Raw genomic sequence first — 24,455 nt, 5'->3', positions numbered from 1 at the left:
CCAGACAGGGTCATCCGGGCTCAGGGAGCCGGCGTGCAGGCCGGGTAGGCAAGCTTGGCCGCGAATTTCCGGATGAAATCGCCGGCTTTCACGGTGAACTGCAGGTTCGCCTCGCCTAGTGCCGTGGCTTTGTTCAACGTGAACGTCAGGTTCACATCAGTAGCGCGACCGCTGTTGTGACTGTCGGGCACTGGCGAACCACTGCTCACGGACGCACTGACCTGGCTGTTGAAAGACTCCACTGTCAACAAAGTACCCGCTGGCGCGGCCAAACCATTGGCCGTGCCCAGAACCCCTGACCAAACCGCCTTGCAGCTCGTATCAAACTTCAAACCAGAAAATACGGTGACCGGCGTGGTACCGTTTACAGCGTACAGGCTGACCCAATCCACGCTGGTGGCATAGAGATGGATAGTGTCGGAGATGGTCTCGCCAGTCCCCGTCTCACCGCTCACCAGGACATCAATGATGCCATTGGGACTGCGTGGATTTTGCACGTTGTAAACAAAGGAGCATTCACCATTGACGAGCGTGCAGGCGCTCCCCGAAGAGTCCCCGACACCACCGTAATTGGCCCTCGCGACCAAGGCAAAGCCATCGGGGACGCGGCCCCCATTGGAATCCAGCAAACGAACGCTGATCGTGCTGGCATCACCGGAGATATCGTTGTTCAGCACATATTTCGACGCGGACAGGTCAAGAGACCTCGACACGGGTGCGCCATTGGCGACGGTCAGAACACTAGAGGGGGTGGGCAGTATCCCCTGGGCACCGGGTATGCTGGCAGTGATCACCACCGTTGCCGTCCGGCTCTTGGACGACACAGTGGCCGAGACCAAGCCGTTGGCATCCGTAGTGCCGGTCACACTGCTGAGTGTCACCACATCGGGTGCCGAGGGTGCGAACTCCACGCGAACGCCTGGAATCCCCGTACTCTGGGCATTCAGCACCTGGAATTGCAAAATCGCCGTTTCGGTGCGACCGATGCCGCCAGTACCGGCGGGCACGATGGATCTGCTGGCAGGCACAACCGAGAGAAAATTCACACTTCTCACCAGCGTCTGCGGATCGACGCCTTCGATCACGGCACTGGTCACTGCCAGGTTCCGTGACACGCTATAGGCCGTTCCGGCCACAGTGGCCGAAGCCGTCACCGTAGTCGCGCCCAGGGAGACAAGATCCTTGGCCTTGGCTTCCACCACGGCCTGGCCGCTGGCATTGGTCAGCGCCGTAGCCGAGGCTGGCGTGAACTGCAGCAGGCCGCTGCCGGATTCGGCAAAGCTCACCACTTCGTTGGCCGCCGGTGCTCCGGCCGCCGTCTTGAGCGTGGCCAGCAGCTTCACAGTGTCCGATGCGGCGAATGAGTTGCTGGTGATATCCGCACCCGCGGCATTCTGCAGCTGCAACGTCATCTGGTAGACCGGTTGGGTCGTGCCGCCACCGGTGCCTCCTGTGCCGCCCGTGCCTCCGGTGCCGCCTCCCGACGTTCCTGCACTCCCACCGCCGCCGCCGCAGGCCACCAGGCCCAGGGCCAGCACGGCCGTCAACCAATACTTATGAATACTCATGCTTGTCTCGCTATGAAAAAAATCAGCGTGCTTCTTTGTTCTGCATCAGCACCTTGGGCGTGATGAAGACCAGCATTTCCCGCTTGGTCGTGGCACGCGTGCGATTCTTGAACAGGTTGCCCATGATCGGCACATCACCCAGGAACGGGATCTTGTTTTCCTGGTTGGTTTCTTCCATCTCGAAGATGCCACCAATGACCACCGTGCCGCCGTTCTCGACCAGCACCTGCGTCTTGATGTGCTTGGTGTCGATGGCCACGCCCTGGCTGGTGGTTTCACCACGGCTGTCCTTGTTGACGTCCAGGTCCAGAATGATGTTGCCTTCGGGCGTGATCTGCGGCGTCACTTCCAGCTTGAGCACGGCCTTCTTGAAAGCGATGGTGGTGGCGCCGTTCGGAGCCGTGACGGAATACGGATACTCCGTGCCCTGCTCGATCAGCGCCTTGGTCTGGTCGGCCGTGATCAGGCGGGGGCTGGAAACGATCTTGCCGTTGCCATCCGCCTCCATCGCCGACAGCTCCAGCGTCAGGAAACGATTGGCGGCCGAGTTGAAGATAGACAAGGCAAAAGAGCCTACGGAGTTGACGCCCGCCACCGATGCCGGCAGGTTCACAAACGTGCCCGAGGTATCGACCGTGCCGCCATTGCCGCCCGTGGCCGTGGCATTGCCGTAATTGGTACCAAAGCCTACGCGGTTACCGCCACCGATCGAGTAGCCGCCCTGGCCGCCGTTTTGCGCCCGCAGATCGCCGCCGCCGAGCTTCACGCCCAGGGAGCGTCCGAAGTTATCCCGGGCTTCGACGATGCGCGCTTCGATCTGCACCTGGCGCACCGGAATGTCCAGCTTGGCCAGCAGGTTCTTGACCTCTTCCAGCTTGGTCGCCGTATCGGTCACGAACAGCTGGTTGGTGCGTGGTTCGGCAATCGCCGAGCCCCGATCCGTCAGAAAGCGCGTAGTCGAGGCGCCAGCGCCACCCGACCTGCTGGCGATCTGCAAGATCATGTCGGACGCCTTGGCGTAGTTGAGCTGGAAGCCCTGGGTTCTCAGCGGTTCGAGTTGCTCTATGGCCCGCGCCGCTTCGAAGTCCTTCTTGGTGCGCGCATCGATTTCATCCTTGGGCGCAATCCACAGCACCGAGCCGGACTTGCGCATGCCCAGTCCCTTGGCATCCATGATGATTTGCAGCGCCTGGTCCCAGGGCACGTCTTTCAGGCGCAGCGTCAGCGAGCCTGTGACCGTGTCGGAAGTGACGATATTGAAGTTGGTGAAATCCGCGATGACCTGCAGCAACGAACGCACTTCAATGCTCTGGAAGTTCAGGGACAGCTTTTCACCGCTATAGCCCGGGCCCTGACTCAGCTTGTTGACGTCGATCTTTTTCGGGCGCACGTCGATCACGAACTGGTTGTCGCTTTGGTAGGCGCTGTGCTCCCATTCGCCGGTGGCCTCGATGCGCATGCGCACGCGCTCGCCGGTTGTGGAGGTGGTGATCTGCTGCACGGGCGTGCCAAAGTCGGTCACGTCCAGCTTGCGGCGCAGGCCTTCAGGCAGCGAGGAGCGCAGGAAATCCACCACCAGCGCCTTGCCTTCGTGGCGCAGATCGACGGCCACCTGGTTGTTGGCCAGACCGACCACGATACGACCGGAATTGTCCGGTCCGCGGCGAAAGTCCACATCCTGTATCGGCTGCAAATCGCTGGACGCTGCCGTGCGACCAGCCAACGCGCGCGGTTCGGGCGCGATCTTCGCCGTCGCCGTCGATGCCACGGGCGCCAGAATGATGAACAGGCTGTTGCCCTGGATGTCCGTCTTGTAGGAAGTGGCGGCCTTGAGATTGAGCACCACGCGTGAGCGCCCTCCGGCTTCCACCACGTTCACCGATTTGAGGTTGCCCTGATTGAGCTCGACCAGCGTGTGGCCGGTCGCGTTTTGCGTGTTCGGAAAATCCAGCGCGATGCGCGCCGGAGACTGGATGGCAAAACCCGTCGGCGGATTCGCCAGGGGCTGTGACAACTCGATGCGCAACACCTCGCTGCCATCTTGCAACGAGCCCGCCACCGACTGGATCGCACCTTGGGCAAATGCCGTGGACGACAGCAGCAGCACCGTCGAAACCACCGCCAGCCGGCACTGCGCCAGAAAGCCCTGTGCCAGAATTCCCTGATTGTTTTGCATCATTTTTGTGTCTCCTGCAGCACCAGCTCGGTGTCGCGCTCAATCCACTCTCCCGTCACGTCCTGGATGATTTCACGCAGTTGGATAGAGTTTTCGGTGATCCGGACGATTTTTCCGTAGTTCTGGCCCAGGTAATTGCCCACCCGCACCTGGTACAGCAAGCGGTCCGCCTTGATCAAGGCAGTGGGCTCGCCTTTCTTGTTCAGGCTGCCGACCATCGTCATCGCATCCAGCGGCATCGATTCCAGAGCTTCCTTGCGGCGGTTGAGTTCTGACTGGATCAGGCCTGTTTTTGCACCCTGCTGTGCAGCATCACGCCGCAAGGCCTGGGTGAGCTTGGCCTGATCGAAAGGATCGACGCCGCTCTCCCCCACATAGGTCTCGGGCTGGAATTTCTTGGGCTCTTCAATCGGGGTGATGCGCGGCTTGGCCTGCGCTTTTTGCTGCGCCATCCACTGGCGCAATTCATCCTGGTCGGAGTCGGCACAGGCGCTGAGCAAGGCCACGCACAGGCCCAGCACCAGGATCAGCGGTCGTTGTTGCATTATTTTTTCTTCCCCGCAGCCGCCTGCTTTTGCGCCTGGATCTCATCCGCATCCAGATAGCGGAAGGTGCGCGCCGTGGCATCCATGGTCAAGGTGCCGCTGCCGTCCTTGGCCACGGGCACGATGGCGATGTTGTTGAGCGTCACGATGCGCGACAAATGGGCGATGTCGGAAGCGAAAGCGCCGATGTCGTGGTAGCGGCCCGTCACCTTGACGGCGATCGGCAGTTCAGCGTAGTAATCCTTGACCACCATCTGGCCCGGACGGAACAGCTCGAACTGCAGGCTGCGCCCCAGGCCCGCCTGGTTGATATCGGACAGCAGCGCCGCCATCTCGGCCTTGCTGGGAAGCTGCTTTTCCAGTTGGGTCACATATTGCTGGACCTGTTCGCGCTGCTGCTTGAGCGCATCCAGGCTTACGGCCTTGGTGAGCTTGGTCTGATAGTCCTGGCGCAGGCTCACTTCCCGGTCCTGCTCCGCCTGCCACTCATCCCTGTAGTCGCTGAGTATGGCGAACCACAGCACGACGGCCACGCCCACGGCAATGGCAACGCACAGCAGCGCCCGGGGAGCGATGGGCCATTGGGAAGGATCGTTGGGGTGCAGGTTGCTGAACTGCTTTTTCAGCTCGGCCTGCAGCTGGGTGAAATCAGGACCCGCGCGTTTTTTCTTGAGCATGTGTTATCTCCCGCCAGCCGTGGCTGCGGCAGGACTGGCTTCCATCGCCTTTTGGGCTTCGCTGGTGCGCATCAGGCGAAAGCGCAGATTGAACGAAGCGACACGGCGCTGGTCCTTGGGCGTCAGAGACAGCGTGGTCGCCACGATTTCCGTCAGCTCGGGCTTGGAGAACCAGGGCGTGTTGTCGGTCAGATTGCGCAGCATCTCCGAGACCCGCTCATTGGACTGGGCCATGCCCTGCATGCTGATCACCTGGCCATCCTGCTTGAGGCTGGTGATGAAGACGCCTTCCGGAAGCTGGGCCGCGAGTTCGTGCAGCAGGTGCACCGGCAGGTTGCGGTCCGATTGCAAATCCTCCACGGCCTTCTGGCGCGCGCGCAAGGCCGCAATTTCGCCTTCCAGACCGGCAATTTCCTTGATCTGCTTTTCCAGCACCTGGATTTCCGACTGCAGGATGCCGTTGATCTCCTGCTGGGCCGTGATGCGGCTTTGCAGCAGCCAGTAGATCAGGCCCGCAATGAGCAAACCTGCCAGGAACGCCACCAGCATCGTGATCTGGAATGCCTGCTTGCGGCGCTTGCGGGCCGCCTCGCGATGGGGGAGTAGATTGATCAGGATCACTGGAGAAACCTTCTCAGGGCCAAACCGCAGGCGGTCAGATACGACGGCGCTTCGCGCGCCATTTTCTTCAAGCGCACGTCGCTGCCGATTTGCATGCCGTCGAAAGGATTCGCCAGGGCGCAGGCAAAGCCTGTGTGCTGGGCAATGGCCTCGACCAGACCGGGCAGCGGCGCCGAGCCGCCCGCCAGCAAAATATGGTCAACGCGGTGGTAGGGCGTGCTGGTGAAGAAGAATTGCAGTGCGCGGGCCACTTCCTGCGTCATGCTGTCCATGAACGGCTTGAGCACCACCGTCGGGTAGTCTTCGGGCAGTTCGGCATTGCGCTTCTTGGCCTCGGCTTCTTCCTGGGAGAAGCCGTACTGCCGGGCAATCAGCTGGGTCAGCTGGGCACCGCCAAACGCCTGGTCACGTTCGTACAGCACCTCTTCATTGCGCATGACCTGCAGACTGGTCGTCAAGGCGCCGACTTCAAACAGTGCCACCAGGCTGTCCTTGCCTTTGTGCGGCAGGTTTTCGATCAGGCGCCGCGCTGCCAGGCGTGCCGAATGGGATTCGATATCGATGATCACGGGAATCAGGCCGGCCGCTTCCGCCAGGCCTTGACGGTCCTGGACTTTCTCGCGGCGCGAAGCCGCGATCAGCACGTCGACATCGCCCGGTGCGTTGGCCGTCGGGCCGATCACGCAGAAGTCCAGGCTGACTTCATCGAGAGAGAACGGGATGTACTGGTTGGCCTCGGACTCCACCTGGACTTCGAGCTCCTGCTCGCTCATGCCGCCAGGCAGGGAAATTTTCTTGGTGATGACGGCCGACGGCGGCAAGGCCATGGCCACATTCTTGCTGCGCGTTCCGCTTTTCTTGACCAGACGGCGCAGGGCTTCCGCCACTTCATCGAATTTTTCGATGTTGCCATCGGCGATCCAGCCTCGCTCCAGGGGCTCTATGGAGCACCGCTCCAGCACCAAGGCACCCGTGCTGTCCCGGCCAAGCTCCACCAGCTTGATGCTGGAAGAACTGATGTCTATGCCCAACAGTGACGCAGGCTGACGACTGAAAAGAGAACCTACAGTGATCAACGTGCCCTCCTGAGCGTGTAAAAAATGCAACAAAACTTCACATTTCGTCCAGATGCTATCAGCAAGCTCCCTTGCCAGCCAATTTACTTTTAGCTACGGTGTTCCGATTGCGTGGCCTAAATAATACGTTTGCATTTGCGCCTGTCATCACTGCGTTGACACTGGGCAGCAGCCAACCCCGGCCTGGACATTCCCCTCATATGGCATTTTGACGCTCCTCAGCGCCATTGCCGAAGGGATTTTTATAATGTCTGTCCTCCTTCTCCTCCAGCTCCATGCCGTCTTCTGAAAATAACGAACCGTCTTCATCGTCCCGCCCCCCGTCTTCCCGCCCCCGTACGCACTGGTTTGCCAAAGCCCTGCTCTGGCTGGCCGGGCTTGCGGTCGCCGGCGTTGCGGGCGTCATGCTGACGGTGGCAGTGGCGCTGGCCATGGCCTATCCCAATCTGCCGGACGTCTCGGAGCTGGCGGACTACCGCCCCAAGCTGCCGCTGCGCATTTATTCGGCAGAAGGCGCGTTGCTGGGCGAATTTGGCGAAGAGCGCCGCACGCTGACGCCCATCCAGGACATCCCCAAGGTCATGACGGATGCGGTGCTGGCCATTGAAGACACGCGTTTCTTCGAGCACGGCGGCGTGGACTACAAAGGCATTGCGCGCGCGGCGCTGGCCAACCTGGGCAGCGGCGGCAAAAGCCAGGGTGCGTCCACCATCACCATGCAAGTGGCACGCAACGTCTATCTTTCATCCGAAAAGACGTTCACGCGCAAGATCTATGAAGTCCTGCTGACGTTCAAACTCGAGCGCCTGCTGAGCAAGAACCAGATCCTCGAGATCTACATGAACCAGATCTATCTGGGCAACCGTGCCTACGGTTTTGCAGCCGCGTCCGAAGCCTATTTCGGCAAGCCGCTGAAGTCCATCTCGATCGCCGAAGCCGCCATGCTGGCCGGCCTGCCCAAGGCCCCGTCGGCTTACAACCCGATCAGCAACCCCAAGCGGGCCCGCATTCGCCAGCTCTACATCATCGAGCGCATGCAGGAAAACGGCTTCATCACGGCCGCCGAGGCCGCGCAGGCCAAGCAGGAAGAGCTCAAGATCAGCTCGGGCAGCAACAACACCCGGGTGCATGCGGAATACGTGGCGGAAATGGCGCGTCAGCTGATTTACGCCCAGTACGGCAACGAAGCCTACACGCGCGGCATCAATGTCTACACCACGCTCAATGCCGGCGAGCAGGACGCGGCCTATACGGCCTTGCGCCAGGGCATCATGGACTATGAGCGCCGCCAGCATTACCGCGGCCCGGAAAAATTCATCGCCCTGCCCAAGGAAGCCGAAGCCCAGGAAGACGCGATCGACGACACCCTGGCCAACCACCCGGACAATGGCAATGTGCTGTCCGCCGTGGTGCTCGAAGCCTCGGCGCGCAAGATCGTGGCCACCCGGGCCGACGGCGACAAGTTCGAGATCACCGGCGACGGCCTCAAGCCTGCCCTGTCCGGCCTGAGCGACAAGGCACCGCCCAATATCAAGCTGCGTCCCGGCGCCGTGATCCGCGTGGTCAAGACGCCCAAGAACACCTGGGAAATCACCCAGCTGCCGGAAGTCGAAGGCGCCTTCGTTGCCTTGAACCCCAAGACGGGTGCGATCCGCGCCCTGGTCGGCGGCTTTGACTTCGGCAAGAACAAGTTCAACCACGTCACGCAAGCCTGGCGCCAGCCGGGTTCGACCTTCAAGCCGTTCATCTACTCGGCCGCGCTGGAAAAAGGCTTCTCGCCGTCGACCATGATCAACGATGCGCCGATCTTCTTCAGCGCCGGAGCCACCGGCGGCCAGCCTTGGGAGCCCAAGAACTACGACAGCCGCTACGACGGTCCCATGAGCATGCGCACGGGCCTGAACAAGTCCAAGAACATGATTTCGATTCGCCTGCTGCAGGCCATCGGGCCCAAGTTTGGACAGGATTGGATCACGCACTTCGGCTTCGATGCAGAGAAGCACCCACCCTACCTGACCATGGCGCTGGGCGCCGGTTCGGTCACGCCCATGCAGATGGCGGCAGGCTACTCGGTGTTTGCCAATGGCGGTCACCGCGTCAATCCCTGGCTGATTGCCCGGGTCACCGACCACAAGGGTCGCGTGCTGTCCGAGTTCCAGCCCCAGCCGCTCGAGCAGACGCCCGAGGCCATCCCGCCACGCAATGCCTTCATCATGAACAGCCTGCTGCAGGATGTGGCCCGCGTCGGCACCGCCGCGCGCGCCCAGGCCACGCTCAAGCGCCCCGACATCTACGGCAAGACCGGCACCACCAATGATTCGGTCGATGCCTGGTTCGGCGGCTTCCAGCCCACGCTGGCCGCCGTGACCTGGATTGGTTACGACACGCCGCGCAACCTGGGCTCACGGGAAACCGGTGGCGGCCTGAGCCTGCCGGTCTGGATCAGCTTCATGCAGCACGCCCTCAAAGGCGTTCCCGTGGCCGAGTTGCCCGTACCGCCTGGCGTGGTCAACGTCGGCGGCGAATGGTTTTACGAAGAAAATGCGCGCAACCCCGGCGTCAGCAGTCTGGGCATGGAAGACGGGGCTGCACCGGGCAACGGCAGCGCGCCGCCCGCACCAGAAGAACGCAACCGCATTCTTGATCTTTTCCGGAACTGAGGAATGCCGCCCCGGGCTGGGGCGCATTCTTTTGCATCGTCAGTGATGGCCAGACCGCGGTGTATGCCGGCACTGCACCGATAAGACAGCCGCCAGCGCGCCCCGTATCCAGTCCATATACGCGGGCCCCCCTCCCGGCCATCCATCTACGCTCTCAGGCGATGGCTGCACCGGAAATCTGCAGCCGCGCGCCTGCCTGCTATTTTTGCAAAACCGCCTTTGCGTGGAACTCGCGATTTGCGCGCGTTACTAAATCTCCCAAGTGCTCAATGCATTGAAGCGTTCCACTGCACAAGGAGATAGTGATGAAGCAGTCCACAGCGGCTCAAGTTGCGCAAGCACTGGAGCAGGCGATCGTCAAAGCCAACCGTGCGCTCGAAAAAGCCAAGGAATTTCGCGCACAGAATGGATTGGCGGACGGCGATGCCATCGCACTTCTGGAAGAGCGAATGTCCGCCGAGGACGTGGCCCAGGTCCGAGAACAAATTCAGCGCGAAACGGAGTGCATTCAGCAAGACGCAAAAATGCAAACTGCCGCATTGAAAACGACGGCACTCAAGAATTCGCACCGCCTTCATCAAATGCTTTGAATCAACTCATTTCCCAATGAAAAAGGCATAGCTATGAACATTGGTTCAATCGGAACGGCGAATACGGCCACGACTTTCGAAGTCTCCAGCAAAACTTCCTCAATGGATGCGACGCAAGACAAGGCCATGCTGCGTAGTCTTGTGCTCGAGGACGCACTCTCCGCCCAGGTGAAGTCCTTGACGGATCTGACCAAGCTGTCGAGCTCGACGGGTGCCGGCAGCAGTCAGCCACTCAATGTCGGCGAAAGACTCCGAACGATCATGGATGAGCCTTACATCGATGATTGCATGATGCGTTACGGCAACCATGAGAAATTGCACAGGCTGGAGATGGAATCAGGCGTTCTGGAAGACCGCTGCAGTGAACTCAAGCAGGAGATCAGCAAGAAGATGCCTGCAGGTGCGGAACGTGACTTGGCGCTGGCGAAAGTGGACGATTTTCTCAAGGCAAGTCTGGCTTCTTCGAAAAAGCAAATTGACGCAACCGAGAAAAAAATCCGGGATGGCAATGAGCAAAATCTACCAAATCTCGATCGCACGCATCGTACTCAGATCACCCGGCCTGTCAGAGAGCTGCGTCCAGAAGACAATGACACGGACCAAAACGATATTCCAGCGGAAAAAATGCGTGCTTCCTTGTTGGGAAAAATGAGTGCTGCGCAGCTCAATGAGATTTCCGAAAAAATTCAAATCACCAATGCGCTTTCTGATTACTGGTAGAAATGGGCGCTGACAGGCGCCCCTGCCCGCTCATCAGAACGCCGTCTGATGCGCGCCAGCAAATGATGCAGGCAGCCTGGGGCCTTGGCATGCGCGGCCCCAGGCAAGCCTGCTGTCCGCTCAAGCCGTGAAAGTCAGCGCCAGACCCGATTGCTCGGAGGCGTAGCGGCTCAGGCCGGCAAAAAACTCGCCCGCACCCTTGGTGTCCATCCAGCAGGCCTTATCGGCATCGAAGCGAAAGTGAAAGCCACCGGCTTTGGCGGCCAGCCACACTTCGTGCAGAGGCTTTTGCAGATTGATCACAATCTGGCTGCGATTGGGGAAAGTCAGCGTGACCATGCCCCCCGTGCGCTGGGCATCGATATCCGCATCGGATTCGTCATTGATGCGGTCACAGCCCTGCTCCACGGCCAGCAGAAGTTTTTCAGCGCAATCCAGGAATTCAAGGTCGTTCATTACAATTTGCACATGTTGATAGCTTCCCAAATTTTAGTCAGGACTTTTGCCCTTGCGCTCTGTGCGGCGTCATTGGCAGCCTGCGGCCAACGCGGCCCCCTGTTTCTGCCCACGGCACCCGAGGCTGCGCAGCGCGCCACCCTGCCAGAAACACTGCGGCCCCAGCTGGGCGACGAGGCGCCTGGCGTGAGCACGCCCGCCCCCGCCCAACCTGACGCGGCTGCGCCACAGCAGCCCTCCAGCGGCCGCTGAGCCCGCCAGCCACCCCAGGCCTGGCGCTTGATCCAGATCAAGCCTGCAGGCCGCTGCGGCGCCTACAGTCGGCTTTTCCGCTGGATTGCCCCGCCATGCCGATTGAGCTGTACCGTGACAGACACCATGCCTGCCTGATGTTCTGCGACCTGATCGAGGAAGATGGCCAGGCCGTGCAGGCCAACCAGTTCCTCATCGTCGACGGCGACACCGGCGCCATCATCGACCCCGGCGGCAATCTGGCGTTCAACGAATTGTTCATGGGCATGACGCGCCACTTCGCGCCGTCCCGGCTGTCGTATGTGATCGCCTCCCACGCCGACCCCGACATCATCGCCTCGCTCGATCGCTGGATGACCAGCACCAAGGCCTCGCTGGTGATCTCACGCGTCTGGGAGCGGTTCGTGCCGCATTTCACCAAGGTCGGCAAGACGGATGAGCGCATCATCGGCGTGCCCGACGCAGGCGGACGCCTGCCGCTGGGCCGGCACGAGCTGGTGCTGCTGCCCGCGCACTTTCTGCATTCCGAAGGCAATTTCCATTTCTACGATCCGGTCAGCCGGATCCTGTTCACCGGCGACCTGGGCGTGTCCATGGTCTCCGGCGCCCAGGCTGCCGTGCCCATCACCGACCTGGGCCCGCACATCGCGCGCATGGAAGGTTTTCACCGGCGCTACATGGTGTCCAACAAGATCCTGCGGCTATGGGTGCACATGGCCCGCCAGCTCGACATCGCCATGCTCGTGCCCCAGCATGGCGCGCCCATCCAGGGACGGCCGGCGATCGAAGCCTTCTTCGACTGGCTGGAACAACTGGCCTGCGGTATCGACCTGTTCGACCAGCGCGCCTACCAGTTGCCCATGGCCGTGATCGACCCGGTCACGCGCCAGACCCACGCGCCCTTGCGAGCGGTCAACGGCTGACCTCTGGCCGGACCGTGGCCCAGCGCTTGCGCAGCCAGCGCTGCAAACGCCAGCCCAGCAGCAGCGCCAGGATGGCGCCATAGACCGCCACCTCGGTGAAGTTGTTCTTGCCGGCACGCATCCAGAAGAAATGCAGTATGGCCAGACCGGCCACCGCGTACACGCAGCGGTGCAGGCGCTGCCAGCGGCGCGCCCCCATCCACCGGGTCATGCGGTGGGGTGAAGTGAGCGCCAGGGCCGTGAGCAGGCCGAAAGCCAGCATGCCCACCAGGATGAAGGGGCGCTTGAGGATGTCGCGCCAGATTTCGCCAAAGTCCAGCCCCTGGTCGAACACCGAGTAGCACAGCAGGTGCAGCACCGCATAGAAGTACACGAACAGGCCCAGCATGCGCCGAAAGCGCGCCAGCGCGGGCAGGCCCAGCTGAACGCGCAGCGGAGTGACCGCCAGCACCACGCACAGAAAGCGCAGCGTCCAGTCGCCCATGGCGCGGATCAAGGCTTCGGCCGGGTTGGGCCCCAGCGTGTCGAACACCGCGCCTGCAAACAGGTTGGCAAAAGGCAGCAGGCACAGCACGAACAGCAGCGGCTTGGCCGCCGGGTGCATGAGCCAGGCTTTCCAGCGCGAGAGTACTGCGGGCATCAGTGGGAGATGCTCAGAACTGCTGCTTCAAGTCCATGCCCGCGTACATCTGCGCGACCTGCTCGGCGTAACCGTTGAACAGCAGCGTCTTGCGCTTCTTGGCGAACAGTCCGCCTTCGCCAATGCGCCGTTCGGTCGCCTGGCTCCAGCGCGGATGCGGCACGTCGGGATTGACGTTGGAGTAAAAGCCGTACTCGTTGCGCGCGGCCTTGTTCCAGGCCGTGCCCGGCTGCTTGTCGGTGAGGCGGATGGCGACCAGGCTCTTGGCGCTTTTGAAGCCGTACTTCCAGGGCACGACCAGGCGCACCGGCGCGCCGTTTTGCGCCGGCAGGACTTCGCCATACATGCCGAACGCCAGCAGCGTCAGCGGGTGCATGGCCTCGTCCAGCCGCAGGCCTTCGGTATAAGGCCAGTCCAGCACCCCGCTGCGCAGGCCCGGCATGGTCTTGGGGTCGGCCAGCGTGACGAACTCCACGTATTTGGCGCTGCCCAGCGGCTGCACGCGGCGCAGCAACTGCGCCAGCGAGTAACCCACCCAGGGAATGACCATGGACCAGCCTTCCACGCAGCGCAGGCGGTAGACCCGCTCTTCCTGGGGGCTGAGTTGCAGCAGCTCCTCGAGACTGAAGGTCCCGGGCTTGGCCACCAGGCCTTCGACCTTGACGGTCCAGGGCGTGGTTTTCAGCGTGTGGGCATTGCGCGCGGGATCGGCCTTGTCGAGACCGAACTCGTAGTAATTGTTGTACTGCGTGGCGTCGGCATAGGCCGTGAGCGCTTCCATGGTGTTCGCACCAGCGACCTGGCTCGCTTGCCCCGCGAGCGCGGCGAGCTTGCCCGGGCGCTGCACCGCCGCCAGCGCGTCGCGCCCGGCCCAGGCCGCGAGCGTGCCTCCGGCCGCGCCAGCGGCCATGGTGCGCAGCCATTGGCGCCGCTCTTCGTAGACCGGCTGCGGCGTGATTTCACTGCTCAGGGGATGATTAAAGCCGTCGCTATCGGTTCGTATGAGCATGGCGGTTCCTTGGGCCGATGGCCTTGTCTGATGCATTGTGACTGTGGTTGGTTCAACCTGCTTGCCGAAAAAATGGGCCCCCACGCCTGCCTCACGGCCCGCCCGAGGGGGCGTTGGCCCGGCCACAAAAAAAGCGCCCATCGCTGGACGCTCTTTTCATTCAGGCCCGCAAGGCTTACAGCTCGCCGTAGCTGTGCAAGCCGCTGAGGAACATGTTGACGCCCAGGAAAGCGAAAGTCGTCACGCCCAGGCCGGTCAGCGCCCACCAGGCGGACACCGTGCCGCGCAGGCCCTTGACCAGGCGCATGTGCAACCAGGCCGCGTAGTTGAGCCAGACGATCAGCGCCCAGGTTTCCTTCGGGTCCCAGCTCCAGTAGCCGCCCCAGGCCTCGGCGGCCCACAGCGCGCCCAGCACGGTGGCAATGGTGAAGAAGGCAAAGCCCACGGCGATGGACTTGTACATCACGTCATCGAGAATTTCGAACGACGGCAGGCGCGCGGCGATGTGGTTGCGGGCCAGCAGAATGCCCGCCACGATCATCGCCGAAATGCCGAAATACACCATCCAGTAACTGCTGGTGTTGTCCGTCGCTCCGCCCTGGCGGAAGACGATGGGTTCGAAGCACAGCACGATGCCCAGCAGCCACAGGGGCGCGAGCTTGTACCAGCGGGTTTCGCCGGCCTGCTGCTTGATCAGGTAGGCAAACGCCACCATCGCCGCCAGCGCGAACGTGCCATAGCCAATGAAGTTGGCGGGCACATGCAGCTTCATCCACCAGCTCTTGAGTGCCGGCACCAGCGGCTGGATTTCATGTGCTTCACGCACCAGCGTGTACCAGAGCAGGAAGCCCACGGCCGCGCTCACCACCAGCATCACGAAAGCACCCAGTGCGCGCGTGTCGTAGCTTTCTTCGTAGTACAGGTAAAAGGCCGTGGTCATCCAGCAGAACATCACGAACACTTCGTAGAGATTGCTCACCGGGATGTGGCCGATGTCCACGCCCACCAGATAGCTTTCGTACCAGCGCACCATGGTGCCGATCAGCGCCATGGCGACGGCCACCCAGGCGATGCGCGAGCCCAGCAGCGACATGGTCTTGCCTTCGTTGCGCGAGAACATGCCTATCCAGTAGAAGATGGTGCTCATGAAGAACAGCATGCTCATCCAGAGGATGGCCGACTGGCTCGACAGGAAGTACTTGAGGCCGAACACGGTGTCGGCCCGGGCCAGATCGCCCGCCCCATCCGCCTGGTACAGGCCCAGCGCCAGCAGCGAGCACCCGGCGACGGCCAGCATCAGCACCCGCAGCGGGCGCCAGAACCAGCCCAGCCAGATGGCGCAGGGAATCGTGCCCAGCAAAATCGCTTTTTCGTAGCCGTCCATGTAGGCGGCATAGCGCTGCAAGGCAAACAGCCCGCCTGCCGTGACGATCACGGCAAACAGCCAGTCAAACCAGTTGCGGCGCGAAAAGAACCCCTCGTGCAGGGTGATGGTGGTAGTTGCGGTCGTCATTCAGAAGCTCCCGGGTGGCGCGCGGTAGGCTGGGCCCCAATGAGTTTTTCAGCCAGCATGGCAAATTCCTTGTCACCATCCATTGTCTTACGGTTGGTGGATAGCGCCATTGTGGCGTGGCTGCGGTCCTTGCCGGCGGGGGCAAGCCAGATCCACAGGCGCCGATCGCGCACGTAGAGCATGGCAAAAATACCCAGGATCAGGAACAGGCAGCCCAGGTAGACCACGTTCTTGCCCGGACCGCGGCTCACCTGGAACACGCTGGCCTGGACATGCGTGAAGTCATCGAGCATGAAAGTCATGGGCGCCGGGTAGAACTGGGCGTCGCTGAGCGAAAACACCGACTGCGTCATGAACGCCAGCGTCTGCTCGTCGCTGTCCAGGGGCGGCAGGCCGGCGTTTTCACGCTGCAGCTGGGCCATCTCGAACAGCGCGCCATTGAGAATGCGCACCAGCACTTCGCTGGCGCGGCTGCGTTCGGCTTCGGGCACGTTCTGTTCCATGAAGTGCGAAACCGCCTGCAGGCCGCCGATTTTCTCGCCGGTCGCGGTCGTCGTCCCGGCGTACATTTCCAGCGCCCGCAAGGTCGATTGCATCAAGGGCTCGCGCAGATCGGTGCGTGCGGCGTCGACGGCCTTGGCCACATAGCGGCGCGCCGCCTGCTCGCGCATGGCGGGCTGGGCCAGGGCCGTGCGCAGGCGCAGGAAGGTGTCCATCGTGCCTTCCTTGTCGGCCGGCACGCGCAGATAGCGGAAAGCATCGACCGGGTTGTCGCGCACGCCCAGCAGGAACACCGGATTGCCGTCGCCCGTGTCCACGGGCAGCATGTAGTTCTGGTATTCACGCGCCTGGCCCGCCGCGTCGCGCAGCTTGTAGCCAATGCTAGGGCCGATGTTGCGCAGCACTTTTTCGGTGGTGGTCTTGTGACCCGCGCCCAGGCGTGCGTCGATCGAGGCCTTGAGGTCGACCTTGCGCACGTCGGTGCCCGTGTTGTTGGCCGTGCCGCCAAAGTTTTCCACGTTGATGGTGCGCAGCGCCGTGTATTCCAGCGTCAGCGCGTCCTTGCCATCGCCCTTGCCGACGCCGGCGCGCGTGAATTCGCTGGTGCCGCCGATGATGCCTTCGACCGTGAAAGGCTTGCCCGTGCCGTCCATGGGCACGGCGCGCATCTTCACCGACGAGCCGCCGTCATCGAAGCTCGACTGGAAAATCTCCACGCCCTTGTAATGCGCGGGATGGTTGACTTCGATGCGCTGGGCGGTCTGCTCGCCCGTGAGCTTGTCGTGAATGATCACTTCGCTGGCAAACAGCTTGGGCATGCCGGTGGAGTAGTACTCCACGATGAATTTCTTGAGTTCCACCGCAAATGGCAGATCCTGCAGCAGCACCCCGTCCGACTGGTTCAGGATGGCCGTGCTCGACTGCGTGCCTTCGGCAACCATCAGATTGCCGCGGAACGTGGGATTGCGCTCGGACAGGCGGTGCTCGGGAGCCACGTCCGACACCCGGCCGCCGCCGGTATACGGCGTCTTGCCGCCGAACAGCATCTGGGCGCGCACGACCAGGTCGCCATCGAACAGTCCGCCCAGGCAGATCAGCACGATGGCGCTGTGCGTGGCGATATAGCCCAGCTTGTGGGCCGCACCCGACTTGGCGGCCACCATCCAGCCCGTCCCTTCGCCGGCCGCGCTGTTGCGCTGCTGCAGCTTGACCTTCCAGCCCCCCGTGGCCAGGACCTTGCCCAGGCGCTGCGCGGCTTCCTGCGGACTGTCCGCCACGTCGGCCTGGGCGCGATGGCGAAAGGCCTTGAGGCTGTGCTCGCGGATGTTTTCCTTGTAGGTGCGCAGATCGGCCAGGTACTTGGGCGCGTGGTTGGCCACGCACAGGCTGGTGCTGACCACCAGAAAGGCCAGGATCAGCATGAACCACCAGGCGCTGTAGACCGCGTTGAGCTTCAAGGCCAAGAACAGCTGCGACCAGAACGGTCCGAACTGGTTCACGTAATTGACCGCGGGCTCATGCTGCTTGAGAACGGTGCCGATCACGGAGGCAATGCAGATCACCGTCAGCAATGCAATCGCAAAGCGCATCGAGGACAGCAACTCGACGGCCCGGCGCCAAGCCTGTGATCGAAAGGAAGAAGTCGAGCGGGTAGGAATGTCTGGCATGGAAAAAAGAACGCAAAGCCCGAAAGCAAAAAGGCGGGGCCATCACTGCAAAGGATGGACCCGCCCGTATTGGGGTTTGTTGTTGGCGTTTGGTTCCCTGTCCCGAGCAGGACAAAAAACAATAAAACGATTCAGTCCATCAACGCAGGCCGGCGATGTAGTCCGACACGGCCTTGATTTCACGGTCGTTGAGCTTGGCAGCCACCTGGGTCATGGGCAGGCTGTTGCCGCGCTTGCCGTCCCGGAACTCTACCAGTTGTTTAGTAGTGTAGTCCGCGTGCTGGCCGGCCAGACGTGGGTACTGTGCGGGCAGGCCCGCACCGTTGGGGCTGTGGCAGCCGGCGCAGGCCGCGACGTTGCGGTCCTGGATGCCGCCGCGGAAAATGCGCTCGCCCAGGGCGACCAGTTCCTTGTCCTTGGCAAAGCCGCCCTTGGCCTTCTGGGACGCCAGCCAGCCCGAGACATTCTTCATGTCCTCGTCCGACAGCGTGGCGGCAAAGCCCTGCATCACGGGGTCCTTGCGCACGCCGCTCTTGAACTCCTGCAGCTGCTTGAGCAGGTATTGCGGGTGCTGCTGCGCCAGTACAGGATTGGCCACAATGGTGGAATTGCCATCCGCACCGTGGCATGCTGCGCAGACTGCAGCAAAGCTTGCCCCTCCTTTTGCCAAGTCCAGCTTGGCGTTTGTCTGCGGTGCAGCGGGCGTTTCTCCGGCCGAAAAGGCGGGAAAAGCGGAGGCAGCCAAAACGGCGGCCGTCAGCAAAGAGGCAAGCAACTTCATATCGAGGGTCTGTTGTTGAGGTGCACGAACCTTGTAATTCTACAATGAGGCTCCAAAGCATTGATACCACCCATGACGAACTCCTCCCCCGCACCGGTTGCGGGCACGCTTCCTCCCGCCATTGATGGCAAGCTCGCCATGGGCTGGATGCACACCGCGCGCTTCCTGACCACGGCTGCGCAACTGCACCATCTGCCCACGATTGACGTTCCAGAGATCGCTTTTGTCGGCCGCTCGAACGCCGGCAAGTCCACCTGCATCAACACCCTGACGCAGCAAAAGCAGCTGGCCTTTGCCTCCAAGAAGCCTGGCCGCACGCAACACATCAACCTGTTCTCGCTGGGCCGCCAAGGCATCACCGACGCGGTGCTCGCCGACCTTCCGGGCTACGGCTACGCCGCCGTTTCGCGCTCCGACAAGATCCGCTGGCAACAGGTGATGGTGAACTATCTCATCACCCGCAGCAGCCTCACCGGCATCGTGCTGCTGTGCGATCCGCGCCTGGGCCTGACCGAACTCGACGAAGCCCTGCTCGAAGCCGTGCGTCCGCGCGTGGAAGACGGCTTGAAGTTCCTGATCCTGCTGACCAAGGCCGACAAGCTGACCCGCGCCGAACAGGCCAAGGCCTTGTCGATTGCGCGACTGCAAGCCGGCGGCGGAGAAGCGAAGATCTTCTCAGCCCTCAAGAAACAAGGCGTGGACGAAGTGGCTCAGCTACTATGGCAATGGTCGCACCCGGTAGTTCCTGCCGATGCGGCTACGCCCGCCGAGCCATCCGTTGCCACGGACAGCGCTGAGGATTCCCTGGCCCCATAGCGTTCAGAGCAGGCGCCGCCCAAGCGCTGGACGCTACCGATTGAGTAGCTTCATGATCCAGACTTGCGACCATGTCCTGCCCCACGGCATCACCCTGCGCTGCCGCACCGCCGGCACGCCAGGGCGGCCCGTGCTCATGTTCCTCCACGGTTTCCCCGAAGGCGCGTTCATCTGGGATGAAATGCTCGCGCATTTTTCCGCGCCTGAAAACGGCGGCTTTCGCTGCGTGGCGCCGAACCTGCGCGGCTTCGGCGGCTCCAGCAGCCCGAGCGAAGTCACGGCCTACCATGCCAAACACCTGGTGCAGGACATCCGGGCCTTGATCGCGCTGGAGAGCCCGCAGGCGCCCCTGGCCTGCCTCGTCGCCCACGACTGGGGCGGCGCCCTGGCCTGGAGCGTGGCCAGCCAGCACCCCGACTGCATGCAGCGACTGATGATTCTCAACGCCCCCCACGCGGGGGCGTTGTTGCGTGAGCTGCGTGACAATCCCGCGCAGCAGCAGGCAAGTGCCTATATGCGTTTCTTGCGCCGCGCCGATGCGCCGACGCTGCTGGCCGAGGACGATTTCCGCCGCACTTTCCACTTTTTTGCGCAGCCCGACGGCCACCTGCCCGCCTGGCTCACGCCGGCGCTGCAAGCGCAATACCGCCAGCACTGGGCACTGGGCCTGCAAGGCGCCTGCCACTACTACGGCATCAGCCCCCTGTACCCGCCCGCGCCCGGCGCACCCGACCATCTGCAGAGCTTGCAGCTGCCCGAAGCCATGCTGCGCGTGGATGTGCCGACACTGGTGCTCTGGGGCATGAGCGACCCTGCCTTGCAGCCAGGCCTGCTCGACGGCCTGCAGGACTGGGTGCCCCAGTTGCAGGTCCAGCACCTGCGCAACACTTCACACTGGGTGGTGCACGAGCGCCCGGCCCGCGTGATCGACGAGCTGGAGCATTTTGTGCAGCAGCAGTTCAGCCCGGACTACATCGCTGGCTGAGAACTCAGACTTCTCAGCCATCCATAGCGCAAGGCCTGTGAAACTGGCGCGCCCCAGCAAAGGGGCAGCGAGGAAGGGCCGCCCCGCACCGAGGCTGCCGTCCCCCTCCACCGAAGGATGAGAGGGGGAAGACGCGAAGCGGCTCAGGGGGTGTTTCAATACACCGAGGGCTCGCCTTCGGGCCGGGTCTTGAAGCGCTTGTGGACCCAGAAATACTGGGCGGGCATGGTGTCTATCCACTTTTGCAGCTCGCGGTTCATGCGCGCCGTGTCGGCCACCGCATCCGCCGTGGGAAAGTCCTCCCAGGCCGGCGTGATGTCGGCCACATAGCCTTCGGGCGTGAGCCGCGTGTACATGCCTATGACCTTGGCCCGCCCCAGTCGGGCAAAGCGCGACAGCGAAGGAATGGTGGCCGCCTGCACGCCGTAGAACGGCACGAACACCGAGTCGTTCTTGCCAAAATCCATGTCGGGCAGCAGATACAGCAGGCCGCCCTGGCGCAGGCTGGAAATGATGGGCTTGACGCCGTCGGCACGGTTGAGCATGCGCACATCGCCAAAGCGCTGGCGCCCGCCCATGAACCAGGCATCGATGGCCGGATTGGGATGGGTGGAGAAAATGGACGTGAAGGCCCGCGTGGTGTTGAGCGGCAACGTCAGTCCGCCCGCGTCCATGCCGTAGAAATGCGGCGCGAACACAATCGTCGGCGTATCGCCTTCGAGCTCATGCAACGCGCCCTGGAGCTTGACGCGCTGGCGCACCACGGCCTCGGGGGCCGACCACAGCCAGCTGCGGTCCAGCCAGGTCTGGCAGAACACCACGAAGCTCTCCTGGGCCAGGGCCTTGCGCTGCGCGGCCTCCATCTGCGGAAAACACAGCTCCAGATTGCGCAGTGCAATCTTGCGCCGTGGCACGGCCAGCACAAACAGCACACGGCCCAGCAACCAGCCCAGCGCGCGCAGCCAGCGCAGCGGCAAATGCCCCAGCAGGTTCATCAACCAGACGCCAAAACGCGCGCTCATGCCGCCACCTGCGTGTCTGCGGGCTGCTCGGCACGCGGGTTTTTGTAGCGCGCATAGCCCCACAGGTACTGCGCAGGACTTTGGCGAATGGTCCGCTCCATGGCCTGGTTCAGTTCCAGCACAGCGGTTTCCAACGAATCTGACAAAGGCACGGGCAACTCCTCGAAATACAGCACATAACCTTGCCCCCAGGGCTTGCGCTCGCAGCGGGCAACGATCACCGTGGCACCGGTTTGCTGCACCAGCCGTGCGGCCAGGGTCATGGTGTAGGCCTCACGGCCGAAAAAAGGCGACCACAGGCCCTGCCCTTCGGGCGGCACCTGGTCGGGCAGCAGGCCCACGGCCTCGCCGCGGCGCAAGGCCTTGATCATCTGGCGCACACCCGACAGCGCCGTGGGCACGGCCTTCACGCCGGGGCGGTTGCGCGCCGTCGCCATCACTTCGGCCAACCAGGCCTGGCGCGCCGGCCGGTACAGGATGGTGATGGGGCCATGTTCAGCGCTCCAGCGGCCGGCGGCCGCCTGCACCGACAGTTCGAAGCAGCCCAGGTGCGGCGTCAGAAACACCACGCCACGGCCGCGCGCCCAGGCCTGCTCGACCACTTCGGTGTTGACCAGCGCGCAAGGCGGCGGCTCGTCCTGCAGCCACATGCGCGGCAGCTCGGCGACCAACCGACCCGCATGGCCCACGGCGGAGCTGATCTGGGAGAACCGATAGCCGGCCTGGCGGGCATTGTGCAAAAACCGCCGACGGTAAGTTCCTGAACAGGCAAAAACCACCCATCCCAGGGCGGCGCCCACACCGTGTAATAGCCACAAAGGAAGCAACGAGAAGAAACGAAACAGGCTTGGCATTAAAATAAGAGGGTCGCTGAGTTAAATGAGCAACTTGCAGGGCGACGTAAAAAAATTCTGCTAAAGCGTTCGCCGGAGCTCCGTCAGCTTGGCCAACGCCCTAAAAGCTGGAACACAGGAGTTTATTCAATGGCGAACGATTTTCTTTTCACTTCGGAATCTGTCTCTGAAGGACACCCCGACAAGGTGGCAGACCAGATCTCCGACGCGATCCTGGATGCCATTTTCACCCAAGACCCCTATTCCCGTGTGGCAGCCGAGACGCTGACCAACACCGGTCTGGTGGTTCTCGCCGGCGAAATCACCACCGGCGCGAATGTGGACTACATCCAGGTCGCTCGTGACACCATCAAGCGCATAGGCTACGACAACACCGAATACGGCATCGACTACAAGGGTTGCGCCGTGCTCGTGGCCTATGACAAGCAAAGCCAGGACATCGCCCAGGGCGTGGACAAGGCCAGCGACGACGAGCTCAACACCGGCGCCGGCGACCAAGGCCTGATGTTCGGCTACGCCTGCGACGAAACGCCCGAGCTGATGCCCGCGCCGATCTACTATGCGCACCGTCTGGTCGAGCGCCAGGCCCAACTGCGCAAGGACGGCCGCCTGCCGTTCCTGCGTCCCGACGCCAAGAGCCAGGTGACCATGCGCTATGTGGACGGCAAGCCCCACAGCATCGACACCGTGGTCCTCTCGACCCAGCACAGCCCCGACCAGTCGGAGACGGCCACCAAGATGAAGCCCAGCTTCATCGAAGCCATCATCGAGGAAATCATCAAGCCCGTGCTGCCCAACGAGTGGCTCAAGGAAACCAAGTACCTGATCAACCCCACGGGCCGCTTCGTTGTCGGCGGACCCCAGGGCGATTGCGGCCTGACCGGTCGCAAGATCATTGTCGACACCTACGGCGGCGCCTGCCCCCACGGCGGTGGCGCGTTCTCGGGCAAGGACCCAACCAAGGTCGACCGCTCGGCCGCCTACGCCGCGCGCTACGTGGCCAAGAACATCGTGGCCGCCGGCCTGGCGCGCCAGTGCCAGATCCAGGTGGCCTACGCCATCGGCGTGGCCCGCCCGATGAACATCACGGTCTACACCGAAGGCACGGGCGTGATTCCCGACGACCAGATCGCCAAGCTGGTGGCGGAGCACTTCGACCTGCGTCCCAAGGGCATCATCCAGATGCTGGACCTGCTGCGCCCCATCTACAGCAAGACCGCGGCCTACGGCCACTTCGGCCGCGAAGAGCCCGAGTTCACCTGGGAAAAGACCGACAAGGCTGCGCTGCTGCGCGCCGCCGCCGGGCTCAAGTAAGCCCTGCTGACAGCCGGCAAGCCTTTGCGCCTGCCGGACCGCATGAAAAAGGCCTGCCACTGCGCAGGCCTTTTTCGTCGCCGGCGCTGGGCCGCCCCTAACTGCTGACGGCCGTGGTTTTCGGGCTGCTGACCGTTCAGGGCTTCAGGCGCCAGCGCAAGACAATCCCGTAGACCAACCCCACAGCCGCGGACGGCGGTCTACACTGGGATCGTTTGCCGCTTTGTAACGACCCCTGCCATGACCCGTTCCGTTCAGCTGCTGGCCGTCGACCCGCAAAATGATTTTTGTGACCTGCCCACGCCCTGCTGGCCGGTACACGCCAACGGACGCCGCACGCAACCCAGCCTGCCGGTGGCGGGCGCGCACCAGCACATGCAGCGCCTGGCCCGCTGGCTGCGCCAGCAAGGCCAGCACATAGACCAGATCACGGTCACGCTGGACTCGCACCAGCGCTTCGATATCGCCCACCCCGGTTTCTGGCAGCAGGCCGATGGCGCCGACGTGCCCGCATTCACGGCTATCACCGCCGCCCAGGTGCGCGCCGGCCAGTGGCTGCCACGCCTGCCGGCCCACCTGCCGCGCGCCCTCGCCTACCTCGATGCGCTCGAACGCCAGGGACGCTACACGCTGATGGTCTGGCCCGTGCATTGCGAAGTCGGCAGTTGGGGCCATGGCCTGCATGCCGATCTGCTAGATGTTTTCGGCGCCTGGCAGCTCCAGCACCAGCGCGCCGTCTCCCAGGTCTTCAAGGGCCTGAACCCCTGGACCGAGCATTACAGCGCCCTGATGGCCGAAGTCGTGGACCCGGCCGATCCGGCCACCCAGCTCAACCGGCCCTTGCTCGACCGCCTGGCCCAGGCCGACCTGCTGGTCATCGCCGGGGAAGCCAGCAGCCATTGCGTGCGCGCGACGGTCGAGCACCTGGTGACCTACCTGCCCCCAGGACATGCGCGGCGACTGGTGCTGCTGACCGACTGCATGGGGCCGGTGGCCGGTTTCGAAGCCGCCGAGCAGGATTTTTTCGCTGCCATGCATGCCCAGGGTGTGCAATCGACCACCAGCGACGCCCTGGTGCTTCAGGACTGA

The 24,455-nt window shown here is 62.8% G+C and carries 23 protein-coding genes; 9 read left to right on the top strand and 14 right to left on the bottom strand.

Features of this window, described 5'->3' with window-relative positions:
- Positions 1-20: 20 nt before the first annotated feature.
- From N0K08_RS21945 to N0K08_RS21920, 6 genes are read right to left on the bottom strand one after another with little or no spacing between them, the layout of a single operon-like run.
- Positions 21-1,568, bottom strand: a complete 1,548-nt coding sequence (locus N0K08_RS21945) for an Ig-like domain-containing protein (RefSeq protein ID WP_261502557.1) — start codon at positions 1,566-1,568, stop codon at positions 21-23.
- Positions 1,569-1,590: 22 nt separating this feature from the next.
- On the bottom strand, positions 1,591-3,747 hold the full coding sequence (gene pilQ / locus N0K08_RS21940; RefSeq protein ID WP_261502556.1) for a type IV pilus secretin PilQ: 2,157 nt from the start codon (positions 3,745-3,747) through the stop codon (positions 1,591-1,593).
- Entirely contained in the window at positions 3,744-4,289 is a 546-nt protein-coding gene (locus tag N0K08_RS21935) for a pilus assembly protein PilP (RefSeq protein ID WP_261502555.1), read from the bottom strand. Before N0K08_RS21935 ends, pilQ begins: the two co-directional genes overlap by 4 nt.
- Positions 4,289-4,966, bottom strand: a complete 678-nt coding sequence (locus tag N0K08_RS21930; RefSeq protein ID WP_261502554.1) for a type IV pilus inner membrane component PilO — start codon at positions 4,964-4,966, stop codon at positions 4,289-4,291. The genes N0K08_RS21935 and N0K08_RS21930 overlap by 1 nt, the downstream gene beginning before the upstream one ends.
- Positions 4,967-4,969: 3 nt before the next feature.
- A complete protein-coding gene (locus tag N0K08_RS21925) occupies positions 4,970-5,587 on the bottom strand; it encodes a PilN domain-containing protein (RefSeq protein WP_261502553.1) in 618 nt (205 codons plus the stop codon).
- Complete coding sequence (locus tag N0K08_RS21920) at positions 5,584-6,663, bottom strand: pilus assembly protein PilM (protein ID WP_261502552.1); 1,080 nt, start codon at positions 6,661-6,663, stop codon at positions 5,584-5,586. Before N0K08_RS21920 ends, N0K08_RS21925 begins: the two co-directional genes overlap by 4 nt.
- Positions 6,664-6,938: 275 nt before the next feature.
- Between N0K08_RS21920 and N0K08_RS21910 the strand changes: the two genes are divergently transcribed.
- The 3 genes from N0K08_RS21910 (at position 6,939) to N0K08_RS21900 (ending at position 10,633) form a co-directional block, all read left to right on the top strand.
- Positions 6,939-9,323 carry a penicillin-binding protein 1A gene (locus N0K08_RS21910; RefSeq protein ID WP_315968024.1) on the top strand — a complete coding sequence of 795 codons (2,385 nt, stop codon included), beginning with the start codon at positions 6,939-6,941 and terminating at the stop codon, positions 9,321-9,323.
- A gap of 305 nt (positions 9,324-9,628) precedes the next feature.
- Complete coding sequence (locus N0K08_RS21905) at positions 9,629-9,913, top strand: hypothetical protein (RefSeq protein WP_261502548.1); 285 nt, start codon at positions 9,629-9,631, stop codon at positions 9,911-9,913.
- A gap of 33 nt (positions 9,914-9,946) precedes the next feature.
- Entirely contained in the window at positions 9,947-10,633 is a 687-nt protein-coding gene (locus N0K08_RS21900; RefSeq protein ID WP_261502547.1) for a hypothetical protein, read from the top strand.
- A 120-nt stretch (positions 10,634-10,753) separates the two neighbouring features.
- Here the strand turns inward: N0K08_RS21900 and cyaY are convergent, their stop codons facing one another.
- Positions 10,754-11,089, bottom strand: a complete 336-nt coding sequence (gene cyaY, locus N0K08_RS21895; RefSeq protein WP_261502546.1) for an iron donor protein CyaY — start codon at positions 11,087-11,089, stop codon at positions 10,754-10,756.
- 12 nt (positions 11,090-11,101) lie between these two features.
- Here cyaY and lptM point away from each other — a divergent pair, with 12 nt between their 5' ends.
- Both lptM and N0K08_RS21885 read left to right on the top strand, forming a co-directional pair.
- Positions 11,102-11,341 (top strand): LPS translocon maturation chaperone LptM, encoded by a 240-nt coding sequence (gene lptM, locus N0K08_RS21890; RefSeq protein WP_261502545.1) that lies wholly within the window; start codon positions 11,102-11,104, stop codon positions 11,339-11,341.
- A 95-nt stretch (positions 11,342-11,436) separates the two neighbouring features.
- Positions 11,437-12,264, top strand: a complete 828-nt coding sequence (locus N0K08_RS21885; protein WP_261502544.1) for an oxygen-binding di-iron domain-containing protein — start codon at positions 11,437-11,439, stop codon at positions 12,262-12,264.
- Here N0K08_RS21885 and N0K08_RS21880 read toward each other — a convergent pair.
- From N0K08_RS21880 to N0K08_RS21860, 5 genes are all read right to left on the bottom strand, one after another.
- Positions 12,254-12,904, bottom strand: coding sequence for a protein-methionine-sulfoxide reductase heme-binding subunit MsrQ (locus N0K08_RS21880; protein ID WP_261502543.1), 651 nt, complete (start codon positions 12,902-12,904; stop codon positions 12,254-12,256). The two genes, N0K08_RS21885 and N0K08_RS21880, sit on opposite strands and share 11 nt — an antisense overlap.
- Before the next feature lie 13 nt (positions 12,905-12,917).
- Positions 12,918-13,913, bottom strand: a complete 996-nt coding sequence (msrP, locus tag N0K08_RS21875) for a protein-methionine-sulfoxide reductase catalytic subunit MsrP (protein WP_261502542.1) — start codon at positions 13,911-13,913, stop codon at positions 12,918-12,920.
- A gap of 175 nt (positions 13,914-14,088) precedes the next feature.
- Complete coding sequence (ccsB, locus tag N0K08_RS21870) at positions 14,089-15,426, bottom strand: c-type cytochrome biogenesis protein CcsB (RefSeq protein ID WP_261502541.1); 1,338 nt, start codon at positions 15,424-15,426, stop codon at positions 14,089-14,091.
- Complete coding sequence (locus tag N0K08_RS21865; protein ID WP_261502540.1) at positions 15,423-17,594, bottom strand: cytochrome c biogenesis protein ResB; 2,172 nt, start codon at positions 17,592-17,594, stop codon at positions 15,423-15,425. The genes ccsB and N0K08_RS21865 overlap by 4 nt, the downstream gene beginning before the upstream one ends.
- Before the next feature lie 139 nt (positions 17,595-17,733).
- Entirely contained in the window at positions 17,734-18,375 is a 642-nt protein-coding gene (locus N0K08_RS21860; protein ID WP_261502539.1) for a c-type cytochrome, read from the bottom strand.
- 72 nt (positions 18,376-18,447) lie between these two features.
- On the opposite strand from N0K08_RS21860, the gene yihA reads away from it, so the two are divergent.
- Positions 18,448-19,191, top strand: a complete 744-nt coding sequence (gene yihA, locus N0K08_RS21855; protein ID WP_261502538.1) for a ribosome biogenesis GTP-binding protein YihA/YsxC — start codon at positions 18,448-18,450, stop codon at positions 19,189-19,191.
- 52 nt (positions 19,192-19,243) lie between these two features.
- Positions 19,244-20,176, top strand: a complete 933-nt coding sequence (locus N0K08_RS21850) for an alpha/beta fold hydrolase (RefSeq protein ID WP_261502537.1) — start codon at positions 19,244-19,246, stop codon at positions 20,174-20,176.
- 155 nt (positions 20,177-20,331) lie between these two features.
- Here the strand turns inward: N0K08_RS21850 and N0K08_RS21845 are convergent, their stop codons facing one another.
- Together N0K08_RS21845 and N0K08_RS21840 are read right to left on the bottom strand one after the other, a co-directional pair.
- Positions 20,332-21,198, bottom strand: coding sequence for a lysophospholipid acyltransferase family protein (locus N0K08_RS21845; protein WP_261502536.1), 867 nt, complete (start codon positions 21,196-21,198; stop codon positions 20,332-20,334).
- Entirely contained in the window at positions 21,195-22,052 is an 858-nt protein-coding gene (locus N0K08_RS21840; protein ID WP_261502535.1) for a lysophospholipid acyltransferase family protein, read from the bottom strand. Before N0K08_RS21840 ends, N0K08_RS21845 begins: the two co-directional genes overlap by 4 nt.
- 129 nt (positions 22,053-22,181) lie before the next feature.
- Between N0K08_RS21840 and metK the strand changes: the two genes are divergently transcribed.
- Positions 22,182-23,366, top strand: a complete 1,185-nt coding sequence (gene metK, locus N0K08_RS21835) for a methionine adenosyltransferase (protein ID WP_261502534.1) — start codon at positions 22,182-22,184, stop codon at positions 23,364-23,366.
- A gap of 240 nt (positions 23,367-23,606) precedes the next feature.
- Positions 23,607-24,455, top strand: coding sequence for a cysteine hydrolase family protein (locus N0K08_RS21830; protein WP_261502532.1), 849 nt, complete (start codon positions 23,607-23,609; stop codon positions 24,453-24,455).

Origin of the sequence: Acidovorax bellezanensis, assembly GCF_025421555.1 — a bacterium.
Classification (GTDB): domain Bacteria; phylum Pseudomonadota; class Gammaproteobacteria; order Burkholderiales; family Burkholderiaceae_C; genus Comamonas; species Comamonas bellezanensis.
The sequence above is the reverse complement of the archived record's forward strand: the minus strand, read 5'-3'. Positions and strand labels throughout refer to the sequence as shown.